Origin of the sequence: Vibrio sp. MarTm2, from assembly GCF_027587055.1 — a bacterium.
Taxonomy (GTDB): domain Bacteria; phylum Pseudomonadota; class Gammaproteobacteria; order Enterobacterales; family Vibrionaceae; genus Vibrio; species Vibrio sinaloensis_D.
Genome location: NZ_JAPPTK010000008.1, coordinates 130,128 through 155,644 on the forward strand (window position 1 = coordinate 130,128; position 25,517 = coordinate 155,644).

General features: G+C 45.5%; 23 protein-coding genes and 1 pseudogene. 14 read left to right on the forward strand and 10 right to left on the reverse strand.

The annotated features are described in order from the left end of the window. Positions 1-10: 10 nt before the first annotated feature. The 8 genes from OH458_RS15530 to OH458_RS15565 all read right to left on the reverse strand — a co-directional run bounded on the left by OH458_RS15530 (position 11) and on the right by OH458_RS15565 (position 8,930). The gene (locus OH458_RS15530; protein WP_269978999.1) at positions 11-1,324 is read right to left on the reverse strand and encodes a transglycosylase SLT domain-containing protein; all 1,314 of its coding nucleotides are present in this window, start codon (positions 1,322-1,324) and stop codon (positions 11-13) included. Positions 1,325-1,350: 26 nt separating this feature from the next. Then, the gene (locus OH458_RS15535) at positions 1,351-2,115 is read right to left on the reverse strand and encodes a hypothetical protein (protein WP_269979000.1); all 765 of its coding nucleotides are present in this window, start codon (positions 2,113-2,115) and stop codon (positions 1,351-1,353) included. Further along, positions 2,105-3,406, reverse strand: a complete 1,302-nt coding sequence (locus tag OH458_RS15540; protein WP_005453420.1) for a hypothetical protein — start codon at positions 3,404-3,406, stop codon at positions 2,105-2,107. Before OH458_RS15540 ends, OH458_RS15535 begins: the two co-directional genes overlap by 11 nt. A gap of 18 nt (positions 3,407-3,424) precedes the next feature. Continuing rightward, positions 3,425-4,822, reverse strand: a complete 1,398-nt coding sequence (locus OH458_RS15545) for a hypothetical protein (RefSeq protein WP_269979001.1) — start codon at positions 4,820-4,822, stop codon at positions 3,425-3,427. Next, positions 4,804-5,982 carry a hypothetical protein gene (locus OH458_RS15550; protein WP_269979002.1) on the reverse strand — a complete coding sequence of 393 codons (1,179 nt, stop codon included), beginning with the start codon at positions 5,980-5,982 and terminating at the stop codon, positions 4,804-4,806. Before OH458_RS15550 ends, OH458_RS15545 begins: the two co-directional genes overlap by 19 nt. Then, positions 5,982-6,698 carry a hypothetical protein gene (locus OH458_RS15555; RefSeq protein ID WP_269979003.1) on the reverse strand — a complete coding sequence of 239 codons (717 nt, stop codon included), beginning with the start codon at positions 6,696-6,698 and terminating at the stop codon, positions 5,982-5,984. The genes OH458_RS15550 and OH458_RS15555 overlap by 1 nt, the downstream gene beginning before the upstream one ends. An 11-nt stretch (positions 6,699-6,709) precedes the next feature. After that, complete coding sequence (locus tag OH458_RS15560; RefSeq protein WP_269979004.1) at positions 6,710-7,606, reverse strand: hypothetical protein; 897 nt, start codon at positions 7,604-7,606, stop codon at positions 6,710-6,712. A gap of 604 nt (positions 7,607-8,210) precedes the next feature. After that, positions 8,211-8,930, reverse strand: a complete 720-nt coding sequence (locus OH458_RS15565; protein WP_269979005.1) for a carbonic anhydrase — start codon at positions 8,928-8,930, stop codon at positions 8,211-8,213. A gap of 278 nt (positions 8,931-9,208) precedes the next feature. On the opposite strand from OH458_RS15565, the gene parS reads away from it, so the two are divergent. The 7 genes and pseudogenes from parS to OH458_RS22095 form a co-directional block, all read left to right on the forward strand. Further along, positions 9,209-9,634, forward strand: coding sequence for a type II RES/Xre toxin-antitoxin system antitoxin (gene parS, locus OH458_RS15570; RefSeq protein WP_269979006.1), 426 nt, complete (start codon positions 9,209-9,211; stop codon positions 9,632-9,634). Beyond that, positions 9,634-10,083, forward strand: coding sequence for an RES family NAD+ phosphorylase (locus OH458_RS15575; protein ID WP_269979007.1), 450 nt, complete (start codon positions 9,634-9,636; stop codon positions 10,081-10,083). The genes parS and OH458_RS15575 overlap by 1 nt, the downstream gene beginning before the upstream one ends. Positions 10,084-10,358: 275 nt before the next feature. Then, positions 10,359-10,805, forward strand: a complete 447-nt coding sequence (locus tag OH458_RS15580) for a hypothetical protein (RefSeq protein ID WP_269979008.1) — start codon at positions 10,359-10,361, stop codon at positions 10,803-10,805. A gap of 64 nt (positions 10,806-10,869) precedes the next feature. Then, positions 10,870-11,505: a LysE family translocator gene (locus OH458_RS15585; protein WP_005472413.1), complete on the forward strand. Its 636-nt coding sequence runs from the start codon at positions 10,870-10,872 to the stop codon at positions 11,503-11,505. A 39-nt stretch (positions 11,506-11,544) separates the two neighbouring features. Next, positions 11,545-11,991 (forward strand): GNAT family N-acetyltransferase, encoded by a 447-nt coding sequence (locus tag OH458_RS15590; protein WP_269979009.1) that lies wholly within the window; start codon positions 11,545-11,547, stop codon positions 11,989-11,991. A gap of 70 nt (positions 11,992-12,061) precedes the next feature. Then, on the forward strand, positions 12,062-12,586 hold the full coding sequence (locus OH458_RS15595; protein ID WP_269979010.1) for an AAA family ATPase: 525 nt from the start codon (positions 12,062-12,064) through the stop codon (positions 12,584-12,586). Between the two features lie 38 nt (positions 12,587-12,624). Next, a pseudogene (locus OH458_RS22095) lies at positions 12,625-12,711 on the forward strand (integrase); the annotation flags it as partial. 114 nt (positions 12,712-12,825) lie between these two features. Here OH458_RS22095 and OH458_RS15600 read toward each other — a convergent pair. Together OH458_RS15600 and OH458_RS15605 are read right to left on the reverse strand one after the other, a co-directional pair. Beyond that, entirely contained in the window at positions 12,826-14,847 is a 2,022-nt protein-coding gene (locus OH458_RS15600; protein ID WP_269979011.1) for an oxidoreductase, read from the reverse strand. Positions 14,848-14,996: 149 nt separating this feature from the next. Beyond that, a complete protein-coding gene (locus OH458_RS15605; protein WP_269979012.1) occupies positions 14,997-16,019 on the reverse strand; it encodes a helix-turn-helix domain-containing protein in 1,023 nt (340 codons plus the stop codon). Between the two features lie 233 nt (positions 16,020-16,252). Between OH458_RS15605 and OH458_RS15610 the strand changes: the two genes are divergently transcribed. From OH458_RS15610 to OH458_RS15640, 7 genes are all read left to right on the forward strand, one after another. Continuing rightward, the gene (locus OH458_RS15610) at positions 16,253-17,560 is read left to right on the forward strand and encodes an acetyl-CoA hydrolase/transferase family protein (RefSeq protein WP_269979013.1); all 1,308 of its coding nucleotides are present in this window, start codon (positions 16,253-16,255) and stop codon (positions 17,558-17,560) included. A 12-nt stretch (positions 17,561-17,572) separates the two neighbouring features. Next, positions 17,573-19,729, forward strand: a complete 2,157-nt coding sequence (gene fadB / locus OH458_RS15615; protein ID WP_269979014.1) for a fatty acid oxidation complex subunit alpha FadB — start codon at positions 17,573-17,575, stop codon at positions 19,727-19,729. 14 nt (positions 19,730-19,743) lie between these two features. Continuing rightward, complete coding sequence (gene fadA / locus OH458_RS15620) at positions 19,744-20,904, forward strand: acetyl-CoA C-acyltransferase FadA (RefSeq protein WP_269979015.1); 1,161 nt, start codon at positions 19,744-19,746, stop codon at positions 20,902-20,904. Positions 20,905-21,080: 176 nt separating this feature from the next. Beyond that, positions 21,081-22,445: a serine hydrolase domain-containing protein gene (locus OH458_RS15625; protein WP_269979016.1), complete on the forward strand. Its 1,365-nt coding sequence runs from the start codon at positions 21,081-21,083 to the stop codon at positions 22,443-22,445. Between the two features lie 143 nt (positions 22,446-22,588). Next, on the forward strand, positions 22,589-23,479 hold the full coding sequence (locus tag OH458_RS15630) for a LysR family transcriptional regulator (protein ID WP_269979017.1): 891 nt from the start codon (positions 22,589-22,591) through the stop codon (positions 23,477-23,479). A gap of 386 nt (positions 23,480-23,865) precedes the next feature. Next, positions 23,866-24,663: a hypothetical protein gene (locus OH458_RS15635; RefSeq protein WP_269979018.1), complete on the forward strand. Its 798-nt coding sequence runs from the start codon at positions 23,866-23,868 to the stop codon at positions 24,661-24,663. Between the two features lie 323 nt (positions 24,664-24,986). Then, positions 24,987-25,505, forward strand: a complete 519-nt coding sequence (locus tag OH458_RS15640) for an acyltransferase (protein ID WP_269979019.1) — start codon at positions 24,987-24,989, stop codon at positions 25,503-25,505. Positions 25,506-25,517 lie beyond the last annotated feature (12 nt).

Sequence of the window (25,517 nt, forward strand, 5' to 3'; positions counted from 1 at the left end):
TCAATTCCTTTTAAATAATTGAGTTGGACTGCGCATGATAGGTTTTCATTCTATCGTTGACCTTTTTGAGGTATTTGCGAGTCTCGTTATAAGGTAAGTTATTGATAAGCTGCTCATATACTTCATCAGAACTCATGGTATTGATTTTCTTAATCGCACTAGAAACACGTCGCTCACCAAATGCTTTGGCCACATTACCTGACCCGGTGTTGTAAGCCGCGATCACACTGTAAGTCGCACTTTGTGGGTCTTTAATGCCTTTTAGGTATCGACTCTGAAGAATTTTTAGATACGCCGTGCCAGTTTCGATATTCAAATTGGGATCGTATAAGTCATTCGCTCTCATCGGCTTATCTTTACCGCGATATAGCTTATTCACGTCATGACCAGCGGTTGTCGGCACGATTTGCATCAGCCCGTATGCAGGCACATGAGATTTTGCCTTCGGGTTGAAATGCGACTCTTCGTGCATGATTGCCAAAACAAGTGCAGGCGGCAGTTCTCGCTTTGCACTTTCTTGTTGAATCGCAGGAAGGTACTGATTGGCGCGGTTCGCCAGTGATGATTTTGGAATCTTAACCTTATACTCAACAATCTTTTTAGGCTGTTGCTTTAGCTGCTTTTCTTGCTGAGCTAATTCTTGCTTCAAAGCAGCAATGCGTTTTTCTTCCTGCTTCACCATTTGTTGTTTTTGCTGAACAATCACTTGCTCTTGCTTTTGTTCACTTAACACCGCACTTTTTTCAGCAGCAAAGATGTCAAGTTGACTCATTTGGCGCTCAGTTTGCGCTTCAATCTCTTTCTTCACCTCTTCGAAAGTCTTTGGTTCCACTCTAATTTCCTCAACGAAAACCATTGTGGGCTCAGCTTTTTTAGGTTGAGTTACACCAACTTCTTCAAACACCTTGGCGTTTTTCTCGATAACGGCATTGACGACTTCAGCTTCAACAACTGGAGCTTCGGCTTTTTCTTCTTCCGCAGGCGGTAAGTAGCTAACCGTAATCTCACCTTTCTCCAAATCAACAACGGTTCGTGCGTTATGCTTCTCGTCATAAACCACGACTACATCTGGAGAAGATATTTTGGTGTCACCCCATTTTTGAATAGAGGCTTTCTGTTTTTTGTCCCAATCCGCTAAGTAAGCTTGCTGCCATTGATTGAACTCTTGAATTTGGGCGGCATACCATTGCTCAAACTCATCCGTATCATCAGCGGTTAATTGTTCAATTTCTTGGTCCAGTTCAGCAAAAGGATCATTTGCAAAACTTGGTTGCATCACAATTAGGTTTAACAACGCAACCAGTGCGCAATATTTCAATTTCATAAATTGAGTTACCGTAATTTGTTAAATCAGAAATAAGAAGACAGATCTCCGACACTCTCAGCTTGTTGCTCAAACATTTGATCTTCAATGTCTATCACCAAACGCTCGCACTCTTTGCTTGAGCACTGCTTTGCGATGAACAAACTTTCCTCAAGTTCTCCCTGCTCAAACTGCCATTGAGCTAGCCAGTGCTTGATTTCACTATTGGAGATTGCGGGAACATCGACATACTGCTGATAGTAATTTTCAGCTTTGGTCACGTCTGATTGAGATAAGAGCAAAGTGACTAAACCTGCGGCATCCATTGCAACGCTAGGTTCTTTGATGATCAAAGGTAATATCGGCTTGATGTGCTGGTACTGCTTGGTTGAGTAATACGCAACGGCATAGTTCAGTGCTGTGGTTTGGAGATTGGTTTTGTAGCCAGTATCATTCACATTCGCACGGCACTGAGCTTGATTCTTACTCACTGAAGAAAATTGAATATTGGTCAGTTCGTAAGTTAGGCTCGCAAAAGGCCACGAATCTAAAGTTTCACGAATGAAACCACCTTCAAGCAACTTGTCTTCGTATTTTTTGCGAAGCTCTAAACCAAGCCCTTTACGACACAATGACTTCATTTGTTTCGTGGTCAGGTCATGCTGTCTTTTCACTTCAACGGACACTTCTGAGTCACTGGTTTTAAGCTCATAATCCGTGCCGTTGAACGACCAAGAATGAGAGTCGGAAGCAAAAACTGGTAGACCTAAAAGGCCTACCAGAACAAGCAAGTATCTGTGATTACAGATCATTTGCATTACTCACTTGACCCGATGGTCCTTGAGTATTGTTGCTTCCGTCAGTCAAGCCGCCTGTTGTTGAAATTTTGTGGTCTGAGCTTGCGTTTTGACCTTCACGAACGCGCTTTTTGTTTTCTGCAGCTGCTTGCTTTGCCGTCGCCTCTAGAGAAGGGGCATAAACCGCAACGGCTAACATCCAGTCACCATCGCTACTCTTAAAGGTTTTAACAGAAACACCTGGAGGAACTTGACCCGCTGCAAATGACTTGTACGAATCAAAGCTCTTGATGTTGTTCATGAACGTATGTTTATCTTCTGCCAATACTTTCGCATCTGCTGGGTTCACGCTCTCAGGTGGGTACTCGAACTGTTCATTCTTCTCTAACTGGTTCTCTGTGAAACCACCTTCCCAGTAAACTTGTTCACCTTGCATTACTGCAATCAGACCGTTTCTCGCTTTGGCTTGCGCTTGAGATTTAGACATACCAAGCAGCTTGCGTTTCACGCTCTTATTCTTGTTGTCACGAATGATCGAAGAACCGAAACCAAGTACAAACGACTCGCCCGTTTCAGCGTTGGTAATCACTTTCGCACCAACAGGAGGCATCACACCCGCCTGCAGATCAGCGATGATTTGTTTGAAAATCACGTTTGGTTCTGTTGTCTGAGTCAGAGCGCCCACTTTACGCTTCGTTTGTTCACGTGTTTTCGGCGTTGAAATCAAACTAACACGAACTAGGTTTTCACTCGGATCATCGTACACATCGAACGTCACGTAACCTGCCAACGCGCCTTTTACTGACTCAGCACAGTTATCGCTCATCATGCTTGTGGTGTTAGCCGCGCCTTCTGTCGCAGTATCAATTACATCCATGGTTTCGTTGATAGCTGTCGCACACATGTTGCTCATGCCTTCCATGTTTTCCACCAATTGCTTTTTCGCAATTTGGAAAGCTTTCATGTATGCGCCACGCTTAGATAGCAACGTCGCATTACGGTTTTCGTAAGTTTCGTAGCTACCAGAACCCGTAGATAGAATACCGATACCCGAGCCAACTGCGATCATCTTAACGCCATCACCTTCGTCTTCGATCAGGCTTTGGTGAGCAACAAGTACTGCGGCTTTCGGGTCTGCTGCCACAACGAGATCACCCACCTCTTTTACGTCATCTGTATTTACAGCTTGTGTTTCAGAAGGGGCATCGGTTGCAGGAACGAGATCATTAAGGTCAAAATCTACATTTGCATGTGCAGAACCAAAGGCACTTGCTAGTACCAATGAAAGAAGTGTTTTTTTAAACATAAATATCCTGTAGAAGTCTTAAAGCACGTTGATTTGGTAGTCGTTCAAAACACGTAGCTTGGACTGATAATTTGGCTGATGAATACGCAACGTTGGCTGAATAAACTGAGCAAGGTCATTGGCGTTGTTTAATGAGCGAAGTCGTACAATCACCTTGCCAGAACGGGTTTCAATCTTGATATCAGAAACGCCATTGATCGCACTAAGCAAGGTATATAGTTGACCTTGTTGACCTGCCGCTTTCGGCGTAAAGATCAATTCCCGAACCGGGCCACCACGCATAGCCATCTTTTGGACAGCGCTATGTAACGCTTGAGTGAGCATTTTCTGGTTTTGGTCAACAGCCAAGTGCACTGAAGCTAGTTCATTCAACATCCCCTCCTTGTTTGGAAGAGTCATCAGTGTTGGATCGTTGTTCCAATTACCGTATTCATTACCCGCTCGGTCCAATAGCTTAGCCGCCAATTCCAACTGCAAGCCAGAAGGCGTCACTTTCTCTTTTTCTTGAACTTGAAGGATGATGGTTGCCTGCTCTGGAGAACCAGAGAGATCGAACCCCATTTGAGCAAGAGCGCTACTAAACGTGCTTTGAACAACCGGAAGGCGCGCATCCACGTAAACGGCAGGTTGCCCTAGACTCTTGATAAGTTGAGCGATCTTAGCCTCAACCTTTTGGCGCTCAACAGACACATCGAGCGTAACAACAAGCGCACCATTTGGTTTAGTTTTGCTAGAAATTTCGCTCCAACCAGTAATCATGCCTTGCGATTGCATTGATAAGGATTGGACAGCTACATCATGCAAGTTAAAGTCATCACTGACCGCGTTTGCCGACATACTTGAATAGGTTTGCTGAAGGTAGCCAGATTTAACCATCACACCCAAAACTTGGCTGATAGCACGACGAAATGCATCTTGTTCAGCCGCTTGGCGCGCACTTAAACCTTGCTTTGCGTTCGGGATACCCTCACCGATGACCACAACAGAAACCGTCGAGTCAGAACCCCAAACAATCCCCTCGTCTGAGTCCTCTTCTGTTTGCGATGGTGGCATAAGGCGCACATTCACACAGGTATCATCGCCGTAGATCTCAGGTTGCCCAAAATCCGCAGTGATCATCCCTCTCTCGATTCCAGTTACTAACATTTCTCGAGCGGCTTGGTTAAACTGCTCGTTGAGTAACTCGGAGTCTTCAGAAGATAAAGAAAGTGAAACCTGCCCATTTAAAAACAGTCGCAGGTTATTGATCGCATCCGCTTTCGCACCCTCTATTGCTAACGCACCACGGCCATAGGCGCACCCCTGCTCAACAAGAGCCAGCGTTGACTGGCTCTTATCAAGTTCAAGCGCAGCTGCAGGTGCAGCCGACAGCAATCCACCGAGGGTAAGACTAAGACTTATCCCTTTTGCGTCCATGTGCTGCGTTCCTTCATGAATTCCATCGGGACACCGACGCTAACTGCAAAGATTCGACGCTGACGGTCTGGACGGTAAATACCCTGCTCAGCTTCGTCTTTCACTTGATCAGCAAGCTTGCTGTCTTTCCAGCGTACAATTTTGCCTTGAGCACTTTGCTGACTAGGGTTAACGGTCGCCACACCGATTGGCTCAACAAAACCTGCACTGTACTCAAATACAACCATGGTTTCATTTGGTAATACACCAGCATTTTGGCCACGATCTAGCGAGATTCGGTCGCCTTTAATACCCATAACTTGTGCTGTTGCAGGCATCTCTTTTAGCAGACGAGTCAACATGATATCGAAACCGCGTGACGCCATTTCGTTCATCACAGAATCAACGTCTTTACTACTGGTGTAGTTAAAACCGCGGTAGTAGTCACCATTTGCGATTACGGTTGTGAAGCTTTCCTTATCACGAACATCAAAGTTAGAAACTCGGATCTTACCGATATTCGGGTAGCTCAGCTTTTCACGAGTGTACGGGTCAATAACACCCGTCGTCATTTCCATTGAGGTTTGGAATAAAGACTGCGTAGAACCAAAGAGCATATCGCCAGTTTTGAGCACGTCGACCTTCATGATGTAGTCCGTCGATAACTTGTCACGACCACTCATTTTTTGTGCAACTTTTGCTGCACCTTCATCGGCAAGAATCTCTTCCATCGCCGCGTTTACTGACTTAGTGTCACGCGTCAAGATACGGAAACGGTTCACACCCGCAAATTGGTTTTCTAACGTGTTCTCAAGCGCTTTCGTTTCGAACTTACCAATACTTGAATGCATTGCATTGAATACATCGGCTGATTTGCCTTGAAGGTTCTCGCTAACGTCAGTTTGAACATCACCGAAGTAAAGGCGAATCGTCTTTTTAGCTAACGGACAACGGCTGTCTTTCTCGTTTGCTTCGTAAGTACAGAATTGAAGACCTTGAGTATTGAAGTATGCTGGAACTTCAATATCACTGTTGGAAAATTCAAACGCTGACTTACCAATGATTAAAGACGAGTTGCCTGCGTTACTTTCAACTGCGTAAGTTTGTTGGCTGGGCGTACTATTACACCCAGCCAAAACAAGACCAGCAGCGACAAGTGTTGCGATCTTTGAATATTTCATTACGACTTAACTTTCTCTGCTAAAACTTTGTCTAGGTTCTCTAGTTGCTCGATTGTGTTTTGGTCAAGAGAAATGATGTCGTTTGCATCGTAAACAAGAACAGAACGTGCTTTCATTTCGTTGTACGCTTCAACAACTGGCACTTCTTCTTTTGCTTCTTCATCTTCCTCAGACTCACTTGAGAAGTAAGATACTGCGTTGCCGAACCCTGCCATTGCAGACTCTTGAGCAATAACTGACGCGTTTTCTGAAGCGATAAGAGCGATTTCAGCAGCTTCCAAGGCAATGTCTTTAGCCAGTTCTAGGTTCTTGTCGAAAATTGAGTCAGACGCAGCTTTGTACGCTTCAACTTGTGGGCGAATTTTTTTGTTTTCAGCTTTGCCTTCATCGAATTCATTCATCGCAATAAGAAGCTCTTCGTCACTCTTATCAGCATTGATCTTTAGGAAACCTGCTACGTCTGCATGCTTGTCTGCTAGTGTGCGGTAGTCTTGGAATACAGCACATTGGCGCTCTTGAATCGACACCATCACCTTAGACACTTTGTCTACAGCGTAAGATACCGGTGTGTACTCAGAGCCTAGCTCAGCACAGGACTTAACAAGAGCTGCACTCATTTCGTTGCGGTCAACGGTCGCAGACTCCATACCTGGCATTGAAGAACAACCTGCTAGTGCTGCAGTGAATAGAGTAGCCATGACGGTTTTTTTAAACATTTCTGTATCCTTTAGATCAATACTGAATAGATAGATTTATTAGTGAGTTTTTTAATGATTTTTTGCTCAGCAGCGTGTTTTGCCTCAGCTGAGCTAGCTTGGGATTTACCTAACACGGTGATCACCTTTTGGGTCACCATATGAGATGAATTTGAATCGAAAACTTTAAGTTGAATACTTTGCTTAACGACAAAGTCTTTTCCTTGTCTTCCCTGCTGGGATTTCGTCTTGATGTAAACGGAGATGCCACCATGATTCGACGCAAATGCGTGACGCGATAGCAACTCGTGAATTTGATGAGAAAAAGCATCATTCGATGGGACAAACGAAATTGAGAGCATTTCTCTCTTTGCGTTCATCTCCTCGCTAATCTGTAGGTGTTGTGCACGGTATGACTCTGCAGCTTCGGAATCTAAAATTCCGAGCACATCGAGCTGAACGGCACTTTTTGATACTAGCTCTTCTGCATGAAAATAGTCCTTCACACCACGCCAGTTGTTGTTGAGGTTTTTGAGTTTTATCGCAGCCGTTTGGTACGAGGCCGTTAAATCATGCTCAACCTGTTTCTGCCAGGTTTTCTTACTCAGCCGATAGCGATACTCACAACCTTTCTCGCCACATTCATGACTTAAAACTTCCAAGCGAGGAATCTGAATAGGGAGCGAGTGTATGGATGAATCCTGAGAAAAAGAGGAGTCAACATCATGAGAAGTCTTAACAACAGATGACTTTTCATTCACTTCAACGACGCTTAGTAAGTTAAGAGCCATCTGTATTTTTGCATCCTGCAATGCTCCCGACTCTGATTCTCCGTATCCAAGTGCATACAAATACCGATCATCATCAGAAGCAAAAATAGCATTACTAATCAACAAGGTAGAAACAAGAGCAAGAAATGAACGGGACAAGAAAATAACCCAAAAGTACTAGTTAAAATCGGCAGGAACAATACTTAATAACGACTATTAACACAATTGACCACATAACCACCAACCCTCTCGCCGAGTGAATTTTTATTCACAAGGAAAAATTGTGACGTTCATTCCATAACCAGAAAAATAGACAAAACTATGACAATGTAAGCCTCTGTAAGGGCGCGTAAAAAACGCGCAACCAAAAACATATTCAACAAATTGAATTAATGTGTATTTTATTATTAGTGTATTTATTCTATAAATGTGATCTATATCTTGATCGATATAAGATTCATCGCCGTAATTTCACGCTCCTCGCTTATAAAACAGACTAGATTTCGGCTATTTTTTAGACGTTAACCCTATCTAAATAAAATTTATTCAGGTTATTATCAAGTGAAGTGCAGCGATATCGATACAATAATCTACTCAGATGGTAGAACTTTAATACTCTTGCGGTTGGATCAAGCTTAAAAGCAGCATGATATGAAACAGCTCAATTGCCTTCGTTTTAGACGATTTCAACAGAACTCTCGACTCGCATGGGGGAAGTAAGGAGTACAAAAATCACAACGCCAGCATTGCGCTGGCGTTCGTTTTATTGGGTTTGAGTGACGAGTCGGGCATTGAGCTTTTGTAGCGGGCGATTGTTGTTACCCATAATCTTATTGAACAACGCAGCTTGCTTAGTAGAGACCGTCTGAGGTGTTTTCAACACTAGCCATCTTACGCCCTCGGAACACGGCGGAGTGGTCAACGAACCACTAAAGCGATAGTAATCATTGGTATCGCTTAACAAAGCGCTCGCATTAAAGGGAACATCGATCGGTGAGTCAGCGCCTTTCTCTGGGATATTATCAAGCAACTTCGCGAGCTCACTATTGTCGTCCCCCAGTTCAAAAAAGACGGCAACGACCGCCAAATGACCGGCTTTATCTGCATGCACAAAATGCGCTTCCAATGGGTACGCTTTGCCGTCTACGTGATTTTCAGATGGGGTGTGAAAATGAAATTGCTTAAGCGTAAACGACTTTCCATCTATCGCTAAAGTGTTGATCCCTTCAAGTTGGGTTTGCAACGTATGACCATTATTAAGTAGCGATACAACCTGCCCCTGATAGTCAAACGACAGTTTTTCCAGTTTGGCCTCTGTTGCTGACTCTATATTAATCGGGCTTTGGTTTACCCCATTTGCACATTCGGACGCAATTTCTCCCCAGTGTGATGGACCATGTTGCCCTTCGTAACCCCATTGCGCAGCGTTTGCGTTGCTCATAAATACGGTGCAAAGTCCTAGTGCGAGCAGTGTCCTTTTCATACTTGTTCCTTTTATTTGCCAACAGTGAGTCACGCATCATAAAACGGACAGAGGCCAGAAAAGTAGTCAGTAATCTATGTTTGCAGTTTGCTTTGGAGCCAGATGCTAACTCGCTGAAATTGATTTGATTATCAATGGATTTATCTGTGCTACAGGATTGATTGAGCGTCAACCTCCTTGGCAACATTTCATTGCTACTTTGTTTAATCAAACAGAACAAGTTGAAATATGAGCAATATGCGCTAATATTTAGGCATATTGCCAAGAGGTGCAAAATTATGTCTACAGCAATGGAAATGGCAGCAAATGCCAACCTCAATGCTTGGTTTGGTTGGTCGATTGACAATGAATTAGATCTATCAAACCTAGTTCGTGATGGTGTGGATCCGTCTGTAATCAATACCTTGATAGAACATGGGTTCAATAAACAAGAACTCAATTGGGTGATACCGAGCCGGACGTTATCTCATCGTGTTAGTAAAGCCGAGAAGCTGACCCGTGATGAAAGTGCCAAAATCATCCGAGCAGCACGCTTAACAGCGCAAGCGGTCGCGGTTTTTGGTAATGAGCAAAAAGCCAACAACTGGCTTAGCAAGCCAAAGAAAAAGCTCGAAGGTCGTACGCCCAAAGAGGCAATGCAAGATGAGTTTGGTGCAAGCATTGTCGAGCAACTGCTACTAAGAATCGAATCTGGGTATTTTTAATGGCAATACTTTGGCGTATATCTGACTTCGAAGATCTTCATGGCATCGGAGGACTAAAAGCAAGCGGGCGTTGGCACTCACAGGGGCACTTAATCGTCTATCTGGCAGAGCACCCTGCCCTCGCGCTTCTTGAAGTTATGGCTGGATTAGATATTGATCTCGAAGACCTGCCCGACCGATTTAAACTGCTCAAAGTCGAAGTCGATGACGCAGAACTCAGTCAATGTCATGTTCCAACCTTACACAATGACTGGGTGAAGAATGAGAGAGGCACACAGAGTGAAGGCAATAACTGGCTAAAAGACAACCAAACCTTACTTGCCAAAGTGCCTAGTGCCATTCTTCCCGAATCGACGAATTACTTGTTTAACGCCAGTCACCCCAACGCGAAACACGCAAAAGTCATCGACGTAATACATTTTCCATTCGACGAACGCCTGGTTTCCTGATGAACACAAATAGCCCCGAGTCCTGCTCGGGCTTTGCCCTTCCCAACCAAAGACGGCTTTCTCTCGCGCTAAAATACGTAACGCTTTTGCACTCGGTCAATTGAGTTAAAAATAGGATGTTTATCGAATGCTCCGCTATCGTTTTCAAATCCGTAACAACCTATTGATTGGAAATTGAACAGACGCCTGAAAGGCGGCATCATATACGCACGATTGGCGTGTGTCGGACGCCTAATTTGCTTTGTATACTTCAAAATTCATAGGTTAGGTGTGATGTGAAACTATTTAGAATAGTTGGGTTTCTTCTAATAATAGCTCTAACCCTGAATCTTGTTATTTCAACATTTTCGATCTTCCAGTTGTCACGTTATTTAGACCTGCAAAATAGTACTAGGCAGGATGGCATCCATTATTACATTGAGGCAAGGCATAGCGAACAGATTTCAGCTAAAGACCGAACTGCAGTAACCAAGCTTCTAGCTAAAGAGCTCTTTATTTTGGGGCATGAGAACACCTATTATGTCGACAGCGATGGCAATGAAAAGATGTTTGAGCCAACCGAAGAGGATCGAAATGCAAGGCAGCTAAATTTTGGGACACAGCAAGCGTCGATTGCATACATACATGAACAGCTTTGTCTGAATGCACTTTATATTACGATGCTTTTGGTTATCGTATTCATAAAAGGCAAGCTTAAAAAACGCATAGAGGAAAGCGTTTAGGGGTAAACGCCTCACGCACAGTATTTGCGTTTTGGTGCGTTCGCAATACCAGGAAGGGACGAAAATGGACTTGAATAATCTCTTAACTTTTATGGCGGTTGCTACATTGCTCGTTATTTCTCCGGGACCTAATGGATTCCTAATAGCGAAAACTGTACCCATTTCAGGACGAAAAGCAGGATTTGCTAACATCTGGGGATTTGTCGTTGCATTTTATGTGCATGGTACCTTATCAATTTTGGGTATCTCGGTGATCCTATCTAAATCATCTCAGGCGTTTTTCATTTTTAAGATGTTAGGCGCCACTTATTTGGTTTGGATTGGTTTGAAAGCGATAGCAAGTGCTTTTCAAGGAAGTTCAATAGAACCCGATGTTAAACCGAACAGTAATAAAGCATCTTCCCTACGTGTATCCTTCTTAGAAGGACTCATGACAAACGTATTGAATCCGAAAGTGTCTATGTTCTATTTGGCAGCCTTTCCTCAGTTTATTCCCAATACCGAAAGCCCAATGAGTGCATACGTTCTAGTAACGGCACATTCTATGGTCAATTTTGTATGGTTCGCCATCATGGTTATGATCCTTGCAAGAGTTAAGACGGTGACCAATAGTGCGAGGTTTAAAACGTGGTTAAACTCAATAACCGGTTTGGTATTTATAGCTTTCGGTACAAAATTGGCCTTGATGAAAAATGACTAGCAAAGCGTTCATGACGGATTCACTATGCTTGGAGCAAAAATGCAATATATCGAAGTAGAAAGTAGCCAGATTCCTATTGATTTACTGCTTGAAGCTGATCCTTCTGAAACGAGTATTTCTTCATACTTATCCGATTCTTGGTGCTTTACTGCACTAGACAATGGGCGTGTTTTAGCGGCCTGTATAGTAAAGCCACAAACAGACAACATTGCTGAGATATTCAATATTTCTGTATATCCAAGCTCACAAGGCAAAGGTATTGGTTCGGCGTTGCTTAAGTCCGTTCTGTCGCAGTTATCAAGTAAAGGAATCAAACGAGTTGAGTTGGGTACGGGGACCTTTGGCTATCAGCTAACTTATTATCAACGCCTTGGCTTTCGGGTTTATTCAATCCTCAAAGATCACTTCTTGCTGAACTATCCAGAGCCAATCTATGAAAATGGAATCCAACATAAAGACATGCTGAGATTGTACTTAACGCTTTAGTATCGACATAACCAGCATTTAAAGCGGGTATGTAACGTTTGACGACTTTGGGTTCATTTAAGGAGATACTTTGGAATCCTCGACTTTATACATATTTTCAGGGCTTCCGGCTTCTGGGAAATCAACGCTGGCTAAATTGCTTTCACATCGGATTGGAGCAACGTACATTCGTATCGATACGGTAGAGCAAGGAATTCGAGACCTGTGTAATTTCCAAGTTGAAGGCGAGGGTTACAGGCTTAGCTATAGAATTATCAGAGACAACCTAGCACTTGGGCTAAGTGCAGTGTCTGACTCATGCAACCCAATCGAACTGACACGAAATGAATGGCAAGAAGTCGCAGAAAGTGTGGGGGCTAGGTTCGTCAATATTGAAATTCGGTGTTCAGATGCCAAAGAGCATGAGCGTCGAGTGAACTCTCGAAAAAGTGAAGTGGAAAACCTCAACCTACCCAACTGGAAACAAGTTCAAAGTCGATACTACGAACCGTGGAATGATAGCGTGATTACAATCGACACGGCAGGCCAAACAATAGAAGAGTCTTTCGCTGAACTGGTCGACAAGCTAGGAATTAACAGACCAATCGATAAATGATACAAGTTCAGCGATTTGAAGAAACATTGCTCTGTATCGATATCAGCATGACGATGCGTTATGCACACTTCGCACCGGATCACCTCTCAGAAGTAATCACTCATAATCCAATCACTGATCTGTAGTTTGTCACCACTTACTAAATTTTGGGCAAAAAAGAGTCGCTAAAAGCGGTGGTTTAGGGATGACAATAAAAGACAGAAGCAGCCTAATGCTGCTTCTGTCCTTTTATTTAACGATTAAAGCGTTCTGGCAACCTCAAAACCATCCCAAATGGCGGTCATGATGGTTCGCGCTTTTTGGCTATCACCAATGTTAAACACGTTTTTGACATCAAGCTGATTAGCAAGTGCTTCATGTAGATGATCTTCGGCTCGGTAACCCAAAGCTAATACGACGTGATCCGACAAGATTTCCATGTCTCTTTGATCTCGCTGAACTGTAACCCCTGTATCAGTGATGGTTTGCAGCATCGTTGAGGTCAATACGCTCACTTGCTCTTTAACCAGTAGCTCTTTGAGCATTTGGTAGTTAGCGAAACAAGTGCCGTGAGGACCACCGATGATTTCGTCACTGGCTTCAATTAAAGTCACGGCTTTACCCTGTTGGGCCATCCACAAGGCTGCCTCAGCGCCAACTAGACCACCACCAATCACGGTGACTTTGTCTCCTGTAATCTTGTCAGGATTCATCAACATGTCTTCTGCAACGATAACATGTGGCTTATCTTGGCCTGATAACCATTTTGGTTTCACAGGACGAGAGCCCGTCGCAAAGATAACGCTGTCTGGATTGAACGATTCAATGGTCTCTTTATCTGCCGTAGTATCGAAACGCACATCCACGTTCTTACGATCCATCTCACCAGCAAACCATTCAATCAATAGCTTATCATCGTGCTTGAACGGAGGTTGGCTACCCGGGATCACGTTACCACCAAGTTGTCGGGATCTTTCAAGTAGCGTCACTTTATGGCCACGCTCTGACGCGATACGCGCAGCTTCCATACCTGCGACACCGCCACCAACAACCACGACGTTCTGGCTGCGATGGGTTGGCGTTAAGCGAAACTCTTCTTCACGGCCACAACTTGGGTTTACAGCGCACGACAAGTTGCCCACTTCTGCCATACGGCCTAAACAGCCTAAATGACACGAGAGACAAGGACGCACCTCTTCAAAACGACCACGGCGGATCTTGTTTACGGTGTCTGGGTCTGCTAGCAGTGGTCGACCAAGTGAAATACCATCAGAGATGCCATTGTTGACTGCATGCGCAGCTAAATCAGGATTCTCCATGCGTCCTGCCATCAAGACAGGAATATCGACCACCTCTGACACTGCCTTGCAGTAAGGCTTGTACATGCCAGGTGCAAAGTAGTTAGGCGGGTGGTTCCAGTACCAAGAGTCATAAGTGCCCGCATCCACGTTCAACGCATCAAAGCCAGCATCTTGAAGGTACTTGGCGGCTTTCAGGCCCTCTTCCATATCACGGCCAACTTCTTCAGCTACTTCACCCGGAAGAATCCCTTGGCCAAAGCCCTTCATGTTGCCTTTGACTGAGTAACGAAGTGATACTGGGAAATCATCACCACAAATCGCTTTAATGCCTTTTACGATTTCTACCGCGAAACGGTAGCGGTTTTCAAAACTACCACCATATTGGTCGGTACGTTGGTTAAAGAATTCCATCGTAAACTGATCAAGCAGGTATCCTTCATGCACCGCGTGAATTTCAACCCCGTCAAAGCCCGCTTTTTGTGCGATTGCTGCCGATTCTACAAACTTGCCGATAAAGTATTTCACTTCGTCCGTCGTTAGCTCGCGATGCTGAATGGAAGGATCAAAACGGTTTGGCGCATCAGAAGGCGCAATGGATTTATCTTCTGGGGTAAACCCTGGGATACAAGACCGTCCCCAGCCTGCGGTGAGCTGAGCAAAAATTTTCGTACCGTAGGTATGAACGCGCTCAGTCATCTCTTTTGCACTGCGAATGTACGCTGTCGGGTGGTTGGTCGGACAAGGAAGAGAAGGCATTGGAAACTGTTCCAATTCGTTTTCAACCATTTGTACGCCGGTAATGATCAAGCCGACGCCGCCACGAGCGCGCGCTACGTAGTATTCAACACCACGCTGATTGTAGGCGCCGTCACCATCGACACAACCCAGTGTGCCCATTGGCGCCATCGAGTAACGGTTTTTCAGTTTTAATGAACCAATCTGCATTGGCTCAAAAAGGATTTTGTGCTGTTGTTTTAACATTGAACACTCCACATTATTGGTATGCCACCAAAATAGTTAGTGACAGAATCTGCGAGTATTAAAACAACCCTCAACGCTCATTACTTGGCAAAACAGGACATCTCATTAACCTTTCAAGACATCCTGATTTTTTTTGACATGAATCATAATCAGGCGTCCTTGAACTTAGCGTCTTGCCTTATAGACATTGGCGATACGCCCGTCCACCTTTTAAACGCACGCGAAAAAGTGCTCAAATCTGAAAAGCCCAGTTGGTAGGCAATTTCGGTCATATTGACTTTTCCGGCATCGAGTAGATGTAGCGCTTTTTCAAGCTTGTACTTTTCGACCACCCCTCGATAACTGGTGTTTTGCTGTGAAAGATGTCGATTTAGGGTGCGTAAATTCATATTCAGCGCGTCGGCGATGGCACGGCCATTAATATCAACTAAGTGACTCTGCTGATTGAGGAAATGATAAATCTGAAGAATCAAGTCATCTTTTTTCAGGCGCTCCGCTTCTTCTCGCAATAAATTCACACAAGAGAAGTGAAGATTTTTGTCCCAATGGGTGAGAGGGATGTGAAGAAAGCGCTTTGGAATAACCAACTTTCGAATTGGTGAACCTTCGACTATGGTGCAGTGCATTGTTTCTTCAAGTAGGGCGTTTTCTTCTTCGCGATAACGATGTTCAATCAAGCAGACATCGAGTGTGACTTTGGTATCACGCAGCACCTTGTGAATGATTTTGATCACCACGGCGATAAACAAAGTAATCCCAAGGTAACTGACTTTTGAATCGTTTCCCAGCGACTCCGTATCCAGAACCCAGAGCTCAGCATTGCCTTGGCGATCTCGCTTATAGACGAGTCGAACAGGCGCACTTAATACAATCACGTATTCTTGCAACACGCTCAACAAGCTATCAAGATCTCGCGCCGTCCATAACGCAGTCGAAAAGCTGCCAAACGTCAATGACTCTACCGTATCGGCAATGTTAGCCAACATGATTGGTGTCTCATTTTGCTCGTAAGCTTGATAAAGCAAGGAGCGCAAGTCTTGCACATTAACCCTACCTTCTTCATTGCAGCGAATCGCTTCTATTAGGGGCTCTTCACCTACTGGTTTCAATAGCTTTAGCCATCCGGCATGGACAGAAAGCGCGTTGTCAAAAACGGATTTTTTATGATTCATATCACTTAACACCCTAAATTTGTGACTCAATACACAAAGGTTAACACTGTCTCAACTTGCATAATATCTGTCTTAAAAAGCCAAATATTGACCAACATCAACAGAGTAAGCTGTATGCAGTGAAACGGACTTTCTCCCCTACATAAATCAAATTGGACACGATACATCGGACATTTTCACGGTTGAGAAGTCGATGTCGAAAAGTTCAATATGCGAAAACAGAGAGCGTCACTATGACTGACTGGAAAAATCAATTCGCCGAAAAAATCATCTCATTGGAGTCGGCAGTAGGTAAAATTGAATCGGGCGATAAAATTTGGGCTGGTGGCTTGCTGTCGATGCCAGTTATCTTCCTTCAAGAGTTAGACAAACACCTAACTCAGTTCCACGGCTGTGAGCTATACACAGGCCTAATGACTTACCCATACGAGTTCCTAAAACCTCAATATAAAGAGAACTTCAAACACATCAGCCTTTTCATGGGCCCACTAGAGCGCAAGTGCCAGCATGGCGGTAACATTGAAGTGATGAACTTCCACTTCTCTAACTTCAAACAGACGTTTGCTGCGCTAAAACCAAATGCAGTCATCATTGAGGTGACGCCGCCAAATGCAGACGGTTATGTAAGTCTCGGTGCTTGTGGCGGTGTGGGCAGCAAAGAAGCGCTGAAGTACGCGAAAAAAGTCCTTTTTGTGGTTAACGACCAACAACCATTTATTGGCAACAAAGACAACCTTGTTCACATTGACTACGCAGATTTTGTTGTCGAAGGTCACCACAGCATTGCCATGCCAAAAGCCGGTGAGCCAAGTGAACTTGAACAACAAATCGCCCAGCACGTTAGCCCATTCATTAAAAATGGCATGACGGTGCAAATCGGTATTGGCACCATCTCCAACGCCATGGGTATGGCACTACGTAACCACCAAGATCTCGGCATTCACACTGAAATGTTTACCGAATCTCTAATGGAAATGTGTAAAGCGGGTGCAGTGAGTGGCAAGCTGAAAAACTACAAGCCAAACAAAATTGTGACTGCGTTTGCAGCCGGCCCTCAAGAAGTGATGGACTTCCTGCACAACAACGACGCAATTGAAATGGGTGGCATGGCCGATGTCGTAGACGCTTATGAAGTTGCCAAGAACGACAACTTCGTATCAATCAACACCTGTGTCATGGTCGATGTGGTTGGTCAAGTGGCCTCTGAAGGTGTGGGCTTCTCTCAAATTTCTGGCTCTGGCGGTCAGCTTGACTTCGTTCGTGCGGCGGGCATGTCTAAAGGTGGCGTAAGCATTCTTGCCCTATCTTCAACTCGTGATGGTAAAGAAGGCCTTGAGTCAAACATTCGTATCGCACTGCCGACAGGTACACCGATCACCACGCCTCGCAACGACACACAAGTTGTTGTCACCGAATACGGTGCAGCTGACCTACGTGGTTTAACCACACCACAACGCGTGAAAGCCCTAATCAACATTGCTCACCCAGAATTTAGAGATGAGCTTCTAGAGCAAGCAACAAAACTTGGTTTGGCTAAATAAGGAGCCCATATTATGTACAAAGGTCAATTCTTCACCCTAAACACCCTGGGCGACAATCAGGCGGTTGAACTGGTTTTCAACGCTGAAAAAGATCCGGTGAATACCCTACGTAACGCTGCGCTCATTGAACTTGAAGCCTGTATTACCCTGCTTGAAGAAGAAAAGCCACAAGGCTTAATCATTCGTTCTGGCAAAGCTCTATTTAGTGCTGGTGCAGACGTTAAAGCGTTTCGTAGCCTATTTAAAGACGGTGACGCAGCGATTACTCCGTTCCTTGACTGGGTACACTCTATCTACAACCGCGTTGAAGATCTCGATTGCCCAAAAGTGGCCATCATCAATGGGGTCGCAGCGGGTGGCGGTGTTGAGCTGTCTCTATTAGCTGACTACCGTTTAGCGACAACTGACGCAAAAATCAGTTTGCCAGAAGTGAAACTTGGCATTATGCCGGGTTGGGGTGGCGTTACGCGTCTTCCACGTATTGTTGGCGTTGATACTGCTCTGGGTTGGTTAACCACGGGCAAAAACTTCTCAGCCGAAAAAGCACTCAGCGACCATGTGGTTGATGGCATCATTGATCCAAGCCAAGATAACCCAGTTGAGAAAGCGCTGCGCGTCATCGAACGTGCACAGCGTGGTGAACTGAATTGGCAAGCGCGTCAAGCAGAAAAGCGTCAAGCACTTCCAGTGAACGATCTAGAACTGGCGATGTCGATCAATGTTGCTCGCGGCATGGTAGCAAAAGCGGCAGGGCCTCACTACCCAGCTCCAGGTATTATCCTTGATACCGTATTTAACGCAGCACGTTGCACCCGTGAAGAAGCACTGAAAGTTGAAGCAAAAGGCATCGTCGCTTGTGCTGAAAGTGGCGTGGCTGATGCTCTAGTGAATGTGTTCTTAAGCGATATGGCGGTAAAAGCGGCAGCTAAGAAACACGCGGACCAATCTGAAGCGAGCAAAACAGCGCAAGTCGGTGTGATTGGCGCAGGCATCATGGGTGGCGGTATCGCCTACGTGAGTGCTGACCGAGGCATTGATGTGGTGATGAAAGACATCAATAAGCAAGGCCTTGACCTAGGTCTGTCAGAAGCGAATAACCTTCTGGCAAAGCAGGTTGAACGTAAGAAGAAAACCCCTCGCGAGATGGGCAATGTGCTAAACCGCATCGTACCGACACTGCACGATGCGACTCTGGCAGACACGGATATGATCATAGAAGCGGTGGTTGAAAACCCAATGGTGAAAGAGAAAGTTCTGGCTCAACTTGAAGAGACAGCGCCGAACGCCATCATCGCTTCAAACACATCAACACTGATGATCAGCGGTCTAGCTCAGGCACTGAAAAAGCCGGAAAACTTCTGTGGTATCCACTTCTTCAACCCAGTACACCGTATGCCGCTCGTCGAAGTGATTCGTGGTGAGAAAACATCAACGGATACGATTGCCAAAGCCGTCAACTATGTGCTGCAATTAGGTAAAGTGCCAGTTGTGGTTAATGACTGTGCAGGCTTCCTAGTCAACCGCTGCCTAACGCCTTACTTCCTAGCGTTCAACCAACTGTTGGTTGACGGTGGTAACATCGCGCAAGCAGACAAAGTGATGAGCAAAGGTTTTGGCTGGCCGATGGGGCCTGCTCACCTTGCGGATGTGATTGGCCTTGATACCGCTAAGCACTGTATGGATGTAATGGATGAAGCCTTCCCTGCACGCTTAGGCAAACCTCAAATCAACCTCATTGAAATGTTGTGTGGCCGTGGACAACTGGGTCAAAAATCTGAACACGGCTTCTACAGCTACAGTAAAGACCGCAAAGGTCGCCTAAAGCCTTCTCTAAGTGTTGATACTCAAGTACTGCTTGATAGCGAATGCGCGGCTCCTGCGGTATTCAGTGATGAAGAAGTGACGATGCGTATGATGCTACCAATGATGTTTGAAGCGATTCGCTGTCTAGATGAAGGCATCATCAGTTCACCACAAGAGGGGGATATCGCCTTTGTTTATGGCACAGGTTTCCCACCATTCCGCGGCGGTATTTTCTACTACATGGACAGCCTTGGTCTCGATAACTTAGTCGAACTCGCGCAGAAATATGAAGCACTGGGTTCACTTTACGCAATACCTCAAGGTCTTATTGAACGTGCGAATAACAACCAAAGATTTTACGCCTAATTAGGAGATTTAAAATGAAAAATGTAGTGATTGTTGATGCTATCCGTACTCCTATGGGTAAATCAAAGAATGGTGTTTTTCGCCACGTCCGTGCTGACGACCTTTCTGCCCACTTAATGAAAAGCATGATTGAGCGTCAACCAAACCTTGATGCGACACTGATCGACGACGTCATTTGGGGTTGTGTGCAACAAACTGAGGAGCAAGGGGCTAACCTAGCTCGCGTTGCTGCTCTGCAAGCAGGTCTACCGGAAACCGTGCCAGCGACTACCGTCAACCGACTATGTGGTTCATCGATGGATGCATTGCACATGGCAACGCGCGCTATTAAAGCGGGCGACTCAGATGTGGTACTTGTCGGTGGTGTTGAGCACATGGGTCACGTACCGATGACCAAAGGCATCAGCATGAATCCATACAACCGCAATATGGCGCAAGCATCAGCCATGATGGGGCTTACAGCCGAAGCCCTTGGCAAGATGAATAAAGTGTCTCGTGAAGAACAAGATGAGCTAGGCGCTCGCTCTCATCGTCTGGCTCATCAAGCCACCCTTGAAGGTCGCTTTGATAACGAGATCGTCCCAACAATGGGTCATGATGCTGCGGGTTTACCTACTCTAGTCCAACACGATCAAGTGATTCGGCCAGAAACGACAGCAGAATCACTTGCTACGCTACGCCCAGTGTTTGACCCTCGCGGCACAGTAACGGCTGGTACCTCATCGGCACTGTCTGATGGAGCGTCATGTCTACTCGTGATGAGCGAAGAAAAAGCCATCGAACTTGGTTTGAAAGCAAGAGCACGCGTCGTCGCCGCGACCAGCGCAGGCGTCCCTGCGGCCATCATGGGTTACGGCCCAGTGCCAGCGACACAAAAAGCGCTGAAGAAAGCCGAACTCAGCATTGACCAAATCGACTTTGCTGAAGTCAACGAAGCGTTTGCTGCCCAAGCGATTCCTTGCCTAAAAGATCTTGGCTTGTGGGAGCAGCGTGATGACAAAGTTAACCTACATGGCGGCGCGATTTCACTGGGACACCCTCTAGGTTGTTCAGGCGCGCGTATTGTCGGCTCTCTGATCAACATCATGGAACAACGTGGCGGCCGTTACGGACTTGCGACCATGTGTATTGGCATGGGTCAAGGTATCGCGACCATCATTGAACGTATTGAATAACGAAAATTAAAGTCAGCCTAAGTCAAAGAGCTCTGTCCTACCCAGAGCTCTTTTTTTTACCGCCAGTTAGTTTGGATGGCCACCCCCTACATAATTGAGTTTTTTGCTTCGCTAGAATCGCTATTATGGTCAACGAAACAAACATTCTGTTCCTATAACAACCCTTGGGGAAAATTATGAAAAAATTTGCCTTAACCGCGCTAACATTCGCACTTGCATCAGCTTCTGTTCACGCCAATGTACCAGCGGAACACCCACTGGCTAAGTACCTTAATGCACCAGGTGCGTCGGTTAACTTGCCTGTGACTGCAGCAAAACAGTCTTTTGATCTAGATTTCGTTCAGGGCGCCTACGACAGCTTCGAAAGCTTCCATGCGCAAATGGGCGGTGACCATGCACTTTATTACATGACCAATTTCAGCACTGTGATGCGCACTGATAATGTTAATCCAGCAGCAGAGCAAAAAATATTGGCACGTAATATCAACAACGAAATCGGTAACATCACTGTCAAAACAGACAGCGAAGGTGAACTGAAAATGGATGACTACTTCGTACATCCAACCTTCCGTCACCAAGGCGTGATGATGATCCACAAAGGTGAAGTGGTATACGAAGCTTACCCAGGCATGAAACCAACAGATTCTCACATCTGGATGTCGTCTTCAAAGACACTTACGGGCCTTATCACAGCAATGCTAGCTGAAGAAGGCAAGCTCGACATGAGCGCTTCAACCGCTAAATACGTCCCTGAGCTTAAAGGCACGGCATGGGAAAAAGTCACGATCCTCGACTTGGTTAACCACACAGCAGGCCTTGACCACGAAGAGAACAACACGTCAATTCTCGATCCAGAAGGTGTATTCGTACGCTTCATTAGCTCAGCACTTGGCACAACTGAACGCTGCACAACTGGTGAAACATGGCGTGAAGTACTGAAAGATGTTCAACCGCTAGAAAACGAAAAGCCGGGTGATCGCTTCCGTTACTCTTCACTGAACACGCACGTACTGGGTCAAGTGATTCAAAACGTGACCAACAAACGCTGGACTGACGTTGCTGAAGAGCGCATTTGGGGCAAATTAGGCGCACGTATGCCGCTACAGGTGCACCTAACACCAGACGGCACACCTCTAAACCTAGCCATCATCTCGTCTACACTAGAAGATTTCGCTAAGTACGCGACCATGTACACGCCAAGCTGGGATAAAGTGGCACACGAGCAAGTCGTTACGCCTGAGCTACTTGATCGCATTCGCTCTGCGGGCAGTGCAGACGCATTCGTAGGCGGTATGAAAGAAGGCCAGGCTGTGGGTCTGTTTGCTGAAAAACCAGTCAAAGGTGCTTACCAGTTCGACTTCATTTTTGAAGACGGCGCACTGTACAAACACGGTAACTCTGGCCAAGGTATCTACGTCGATCCAGCACGTGACTTTGCCGCGGTTTACTTCGGAGCAACTCCATATGTACCACCTTACGGTGAGATTAAAGCGCCAGCATACTTCCGCAAAGTGGCAAAGCAGCTAGATAACGCAAAGTAAGCACATACATTTATCGGGATAAGACCAAAGCCTAAGCGGAAACGTTTAGGCTTTTTTTCCGGCTCGTTTTGAGCCCCTTGTAGTCATGACAATGCCCCAAGAAACCAGTATCTTATACAAAAATACCTCGACAAGGTTTCTCTATGATCTCTATTGAACAGATTCACGCGTTTACTCTGGTTTACCAGCATGGCTCATACAGTGCAGCGGCACGCGCAGCAAACAAGGAGCGCAGTACAATAAGGGAGCAAGTGGTGACCTTAGAAGATATTGTCGGCGTAGAGCTGTTCCAAATTGAAGGACGAAAAGCAAAGCCAACCGATGCGGCCCACCAGCTCATCTCTAGGGCAACCAATTTAAGCAAACAAGCCAAAGATTTTGAGCTCACCGCTTTCTCCCTGCTCGATGAGCCGCTAGAAAAACTGATCGTCATGCATGATGACCAGATCCCAAGTGGCTGGATGAGTTCTGCCATCATGGAGGTTAAGCAGCAGTACCCTCAACTGACGATTGATATTATCTGCGCGTCAAGAGAGCACGCTTATGATTGCCTTGAAAAGAGCGAATGCCATATAGCAATCATGGCCACCGAAGATGCACCCAGAACTCAAGCTCGAATTGACACACACTATATTGGTAACTTGGCTCTTGGTGCCTATGTCAGCCCAGACTCTCAACTTGCCGAACAAGATATCCTTTCAATTGAGCAACTCAGACTTGAAACCCAGTATGAACTGCCCCACACGAAAGAAGGCGACTTGGGGTGCTTTCGCGTTTCAAACATGATTGAAAAAGTCAGTTCACTCGACCTTGCTAGCGCTCTGCTCACTCAAGGCGGTTGGATAGCCTTATCCTGCTCATTAGCAGATCCTTTCGTTCAGCAAGGCCTTATCCGGCAACTTACCTTGAACGAAGCGACGCGCAATTATATGCGAGGTGTTTGTCTATTTTTTGGCTTAACCAGCAAAAACAGAGATGAAATTAGCTTTGCGCTGGATTGTTTCAATCGACATGCTCATCCGTACTTAGCGTGAATCACCTGCCGGCCTAGTCAGCCGGCTTTTTCATACCACAACAACCTCCTATCTCTTTTTTAGTCGCATTCCTCGCCAGCATTTCTCAACTTAGCTTAATCTCTTCGCCTGCATCACAAACTGCCGCCATAAGAAAGGATGACCTGCATCAACTATTTTTCCATTGTCCTAGCTGGCTAACCGAGTGACCTAAAATGCAAAGCGCAAGGTATGCTCACTTGTTTTAATACCCCTACAAACTGGATAACACAACGCGTATGAAGGTAAGAGCTTTTTTCCTCATTTTTCATATACGCCAGTCGTTACTCCACATTCACATAAGGCCTTGCAAGGATGCATTTCTACCATGTTGGAACAAAAACCGGGTAATAACACAAGGTAAAACTATGAAAAGAACTGCTGTTACCACTTCACTCATTCTTGCATTTTCCAGTGCTGCAATTGCCGATGAACAAGAAAACGAAGTGATCAATCCATCTGACCTTACACGCGTTTATACTCAAGCGGCTGTCTTCCTAGATTCCAATGCGGACGTTCGAATGTCAGGAATGATGACAGGTGCATGGTCAGAAGATATTCAATTTGCAGGCTTTGCTGAAGGTACGTTTGGCAACAATGATGCAAAAGTTGATGGCAAACATAAGCTTGGCACTGACTATCAAAAAGGTCGCGCGCAGTATTTTCAAGTTCACGCGCTAGACAACTCTCTGCTACCTCGCGTTGGTTTCTCAACCGATTTGATCCACCAAAACGGTGAAGCAGGTACGGCAAAAGGTTCGGGCCTTAAAGACACGACTCTGTTTTCAGCGGGCGTGATTGGTCTGATCAATCCTGCGTACACTTTTGGTGCCAAAGTGTTCCCTAACGTTGCTTACACCACGGGTAGCGTATTTGGCGAAAGTGCCGATGGCTACATGCTAAACATGTTCCTAACCAAAGAAATTGGTGACTCGGGCAGCTTCATTCAGTTCTCACCAGAGTACTTCAAAGCCGAAGGTGATGTGGTATCGATGGAATCAAGCAAGCTGAACTTCTTTGTTAGCGCACCAACCCGCTCTGATCGTACTCAATGGCTTATGACACGTTTTGAATACGGCTCAGCCGATGTCGTTTTGCCTGACGGTACTGAAATTAACAATGATCCTGAGCTACGTGTCGAAATCGGCATGAAGTGGTTCTTCTAGTTAGAGGCAAAAGAGGGTGGCTCTAATAAGCTCAGTGTAAAAAGCGCTGCGTTTATATAGGGCCACGCTCTTTCTCCACGATAAGGCACATTCAGATATGTTCAATGCCCATGTCGCCATTTTAGTCGCTTTTATTGTTGTGCTATCAGCACCAATTACATTTTCTCGGCTGATTCACCACTGCGTGAGCCCAACCATTTTTGAAAGAGAGTTGAGCCAGACCGAGCTAAACCATATTTACACCTTACTGTCCGAGCGTTGAGCATCATCCTTCTCGCACCAACCCGGCAAACATCATTAATCCAACAGACACTACAAAAACCATGATCATAAAACGCCCTGAACTGACAGATTTTGTCACACTATTTCAGGAAATTGTTGCTCATGTTAGGGACAACACAGTAAAAATTTTCCCCAAAGAAAAACACCGTATTATCGAACTTGTTGAGCAGTTGGTCTCAGATACGCTTGAACAACAGCGAGTCGAAGTCAGACATATTCACCAAGCGCTTGAGTTGGTTGAACGCTTGTCGGTTGTGGTCAACCTTGAGCGTTACGACCAGTTTAATCTGCTTATCGAGCGAGCTCGTAAAATTGCGACTTATTTGCTCAACAACGACGAACCTCTATCTTGCCAAGATGACGAGAAAATGAATCTGTTGTTTTCTTACCTTAAGAACAGACAAATGGTCTCTCAGCCAACCCAGCTCACCGAAGGCAATGGTCTCCATATTGCAACCGCATACCGAAAAGGTCTGCTCAACCTCAGTGAAGCAATTGACGCTTATCGCGCACAGTTTGCGTGTCAGCATCGCTTGCAATTTGTCCAGCTGCAACCCTGACAGTTCAGAAGC

Bases quoted from the DNA above. Each gene is read 5' to 3' on its own strand.
- OH458_RS15530 (WP_269978999.1), bottom strand. From the start codon at position 1,324: ATGAAATTGAAATATTGCGCACTGGTTGCGTTGTTAAACCTAATTGTG.
- OH458_RS15535 (WP_269979000.1), bottom strand. From the start codon at position 2,115: ATGATCTGTAATCACAGATACTTGCTTGTTCTGGTAGGCCTTTTAGGT.
- OH458_RS15540 (WP_005453420.1), bottom strand. From the start codon at position 3,406: ATGTTTAAAAAAACACTTCTTTCATTGGTACTAGCAAGTGCCTTTGGT.
- OH458_RS15545 (WP_269979001.1), bottom strand. From the start codon at position 4,822: ATGGACGCAAAAGGGATAAGTCTTAGTCTTACCCTCGGTGGATTGCTG.
- OH458_RS15550 (WP_269979002.1), bottom strand. From the start codon at position 5,982: ATGAAATATTCAAAGATCGCAACACTTGTCGCTGCTGGTCTTGTTTTG.
- OH458_RS15555 (WP_269979003.1), bottom strand. From the start codon at position 6,698: ATGTTTAAAAAAACCGTCATGGCTACTCTATTCACTGCAGCACTAGCA.
- OH458_RS15565 (WP_269979005.1), bottom strand. From the start codon at position 8,930: ATGAAAAGGACACTGCTCGCACTAGGACTTTGCACCGTATTTATGAGC.
- parS (WP_269979006.1), top strand. From the start codon at position 9,209: ATGTCTACAGCAATGGAAATGGCAGCAAATGCCAACCTCAATGCTTGG.
- OH458_RS15575 (WP_269979007.1), top strand. From the start codon at position 9,634: ATGGCAATACTTTGGCGTATATCTGACTTCGAAGATCTTCATGGCATC.
- OH458_RS15585 (WP_005472413.1), top strand. From the start codon at position 10,870: ATGGACTTGAATAATCTCTTAACTTTTATGGCGGTTGCTACATTGCTC.
- OH458_RS15590 (WP_269979009.1), top strand. From the start codon at position 11,545: ATGCAATATATCGAAGTAGAAAGTAGCCAGATTCCTATTGATTTACTG.
- OH458_RS15600 (WP_269979011.1), bottom strand. From the start codon at position 14,847: ATGTTAAAACAACAGCACAAAATCCTTTTTGAGCCAATGCAGATTGGT.
- OH458_RS15605 (WP_269979012.1), bottom strand. From the start codon at position 16,019: ATGAATCATAAAAAATCCGTTTTTGACAACGCGCTTTCTGTCCATGCC.
- OH458_RS15610 (WP_269979013.1), top strand. From the start codon at position 16,253: ATGACTGACTGGAAAAATCAATTCGCCGAAAAAATCATCTCATTGGAG.
- fadB (WP_269979014.1), top strand. From the start codon at position 17,573: ATGTACAAAGGTCAATTCTTCACCCTAAACACCCTGGGCGACAATCAG.
- fadA (WP_269979015.1), top strand. From the start codon at position 19,744: ATGAAAAATGTAGTGATTGTTGATGCTATCCGTACTCCTATGGGTAAA.
- OH458_RS15625 (WP_269979016.1), top strand. From the start codon at position 21,081: ATGAAAAAATTTGCCTTAACCGCGCTAACATTCGCACTTGCATCAGCT.
- OH458_RS15630 (WP_269979017.1), top strand. From the start codon at position 22,589: ATGATCTCTATTGAACAGATTCACGCGTTTACTCTGGTTTACCAGCAT.
- OH458_RS15635 (WP_269979018.1), top strand. From the start codon at position 23,866: ATGAAAAGAACTGCTGTTACCACTTCACTCATTCTTGCATTTTCCAGT.
- OH458_RS15640 (WP_269979019.1), top strand. From the start codon at position 24,987: ATGATCATAAAACGCCCTGAACTGACAGATTTTGTCACACTATTTCAG.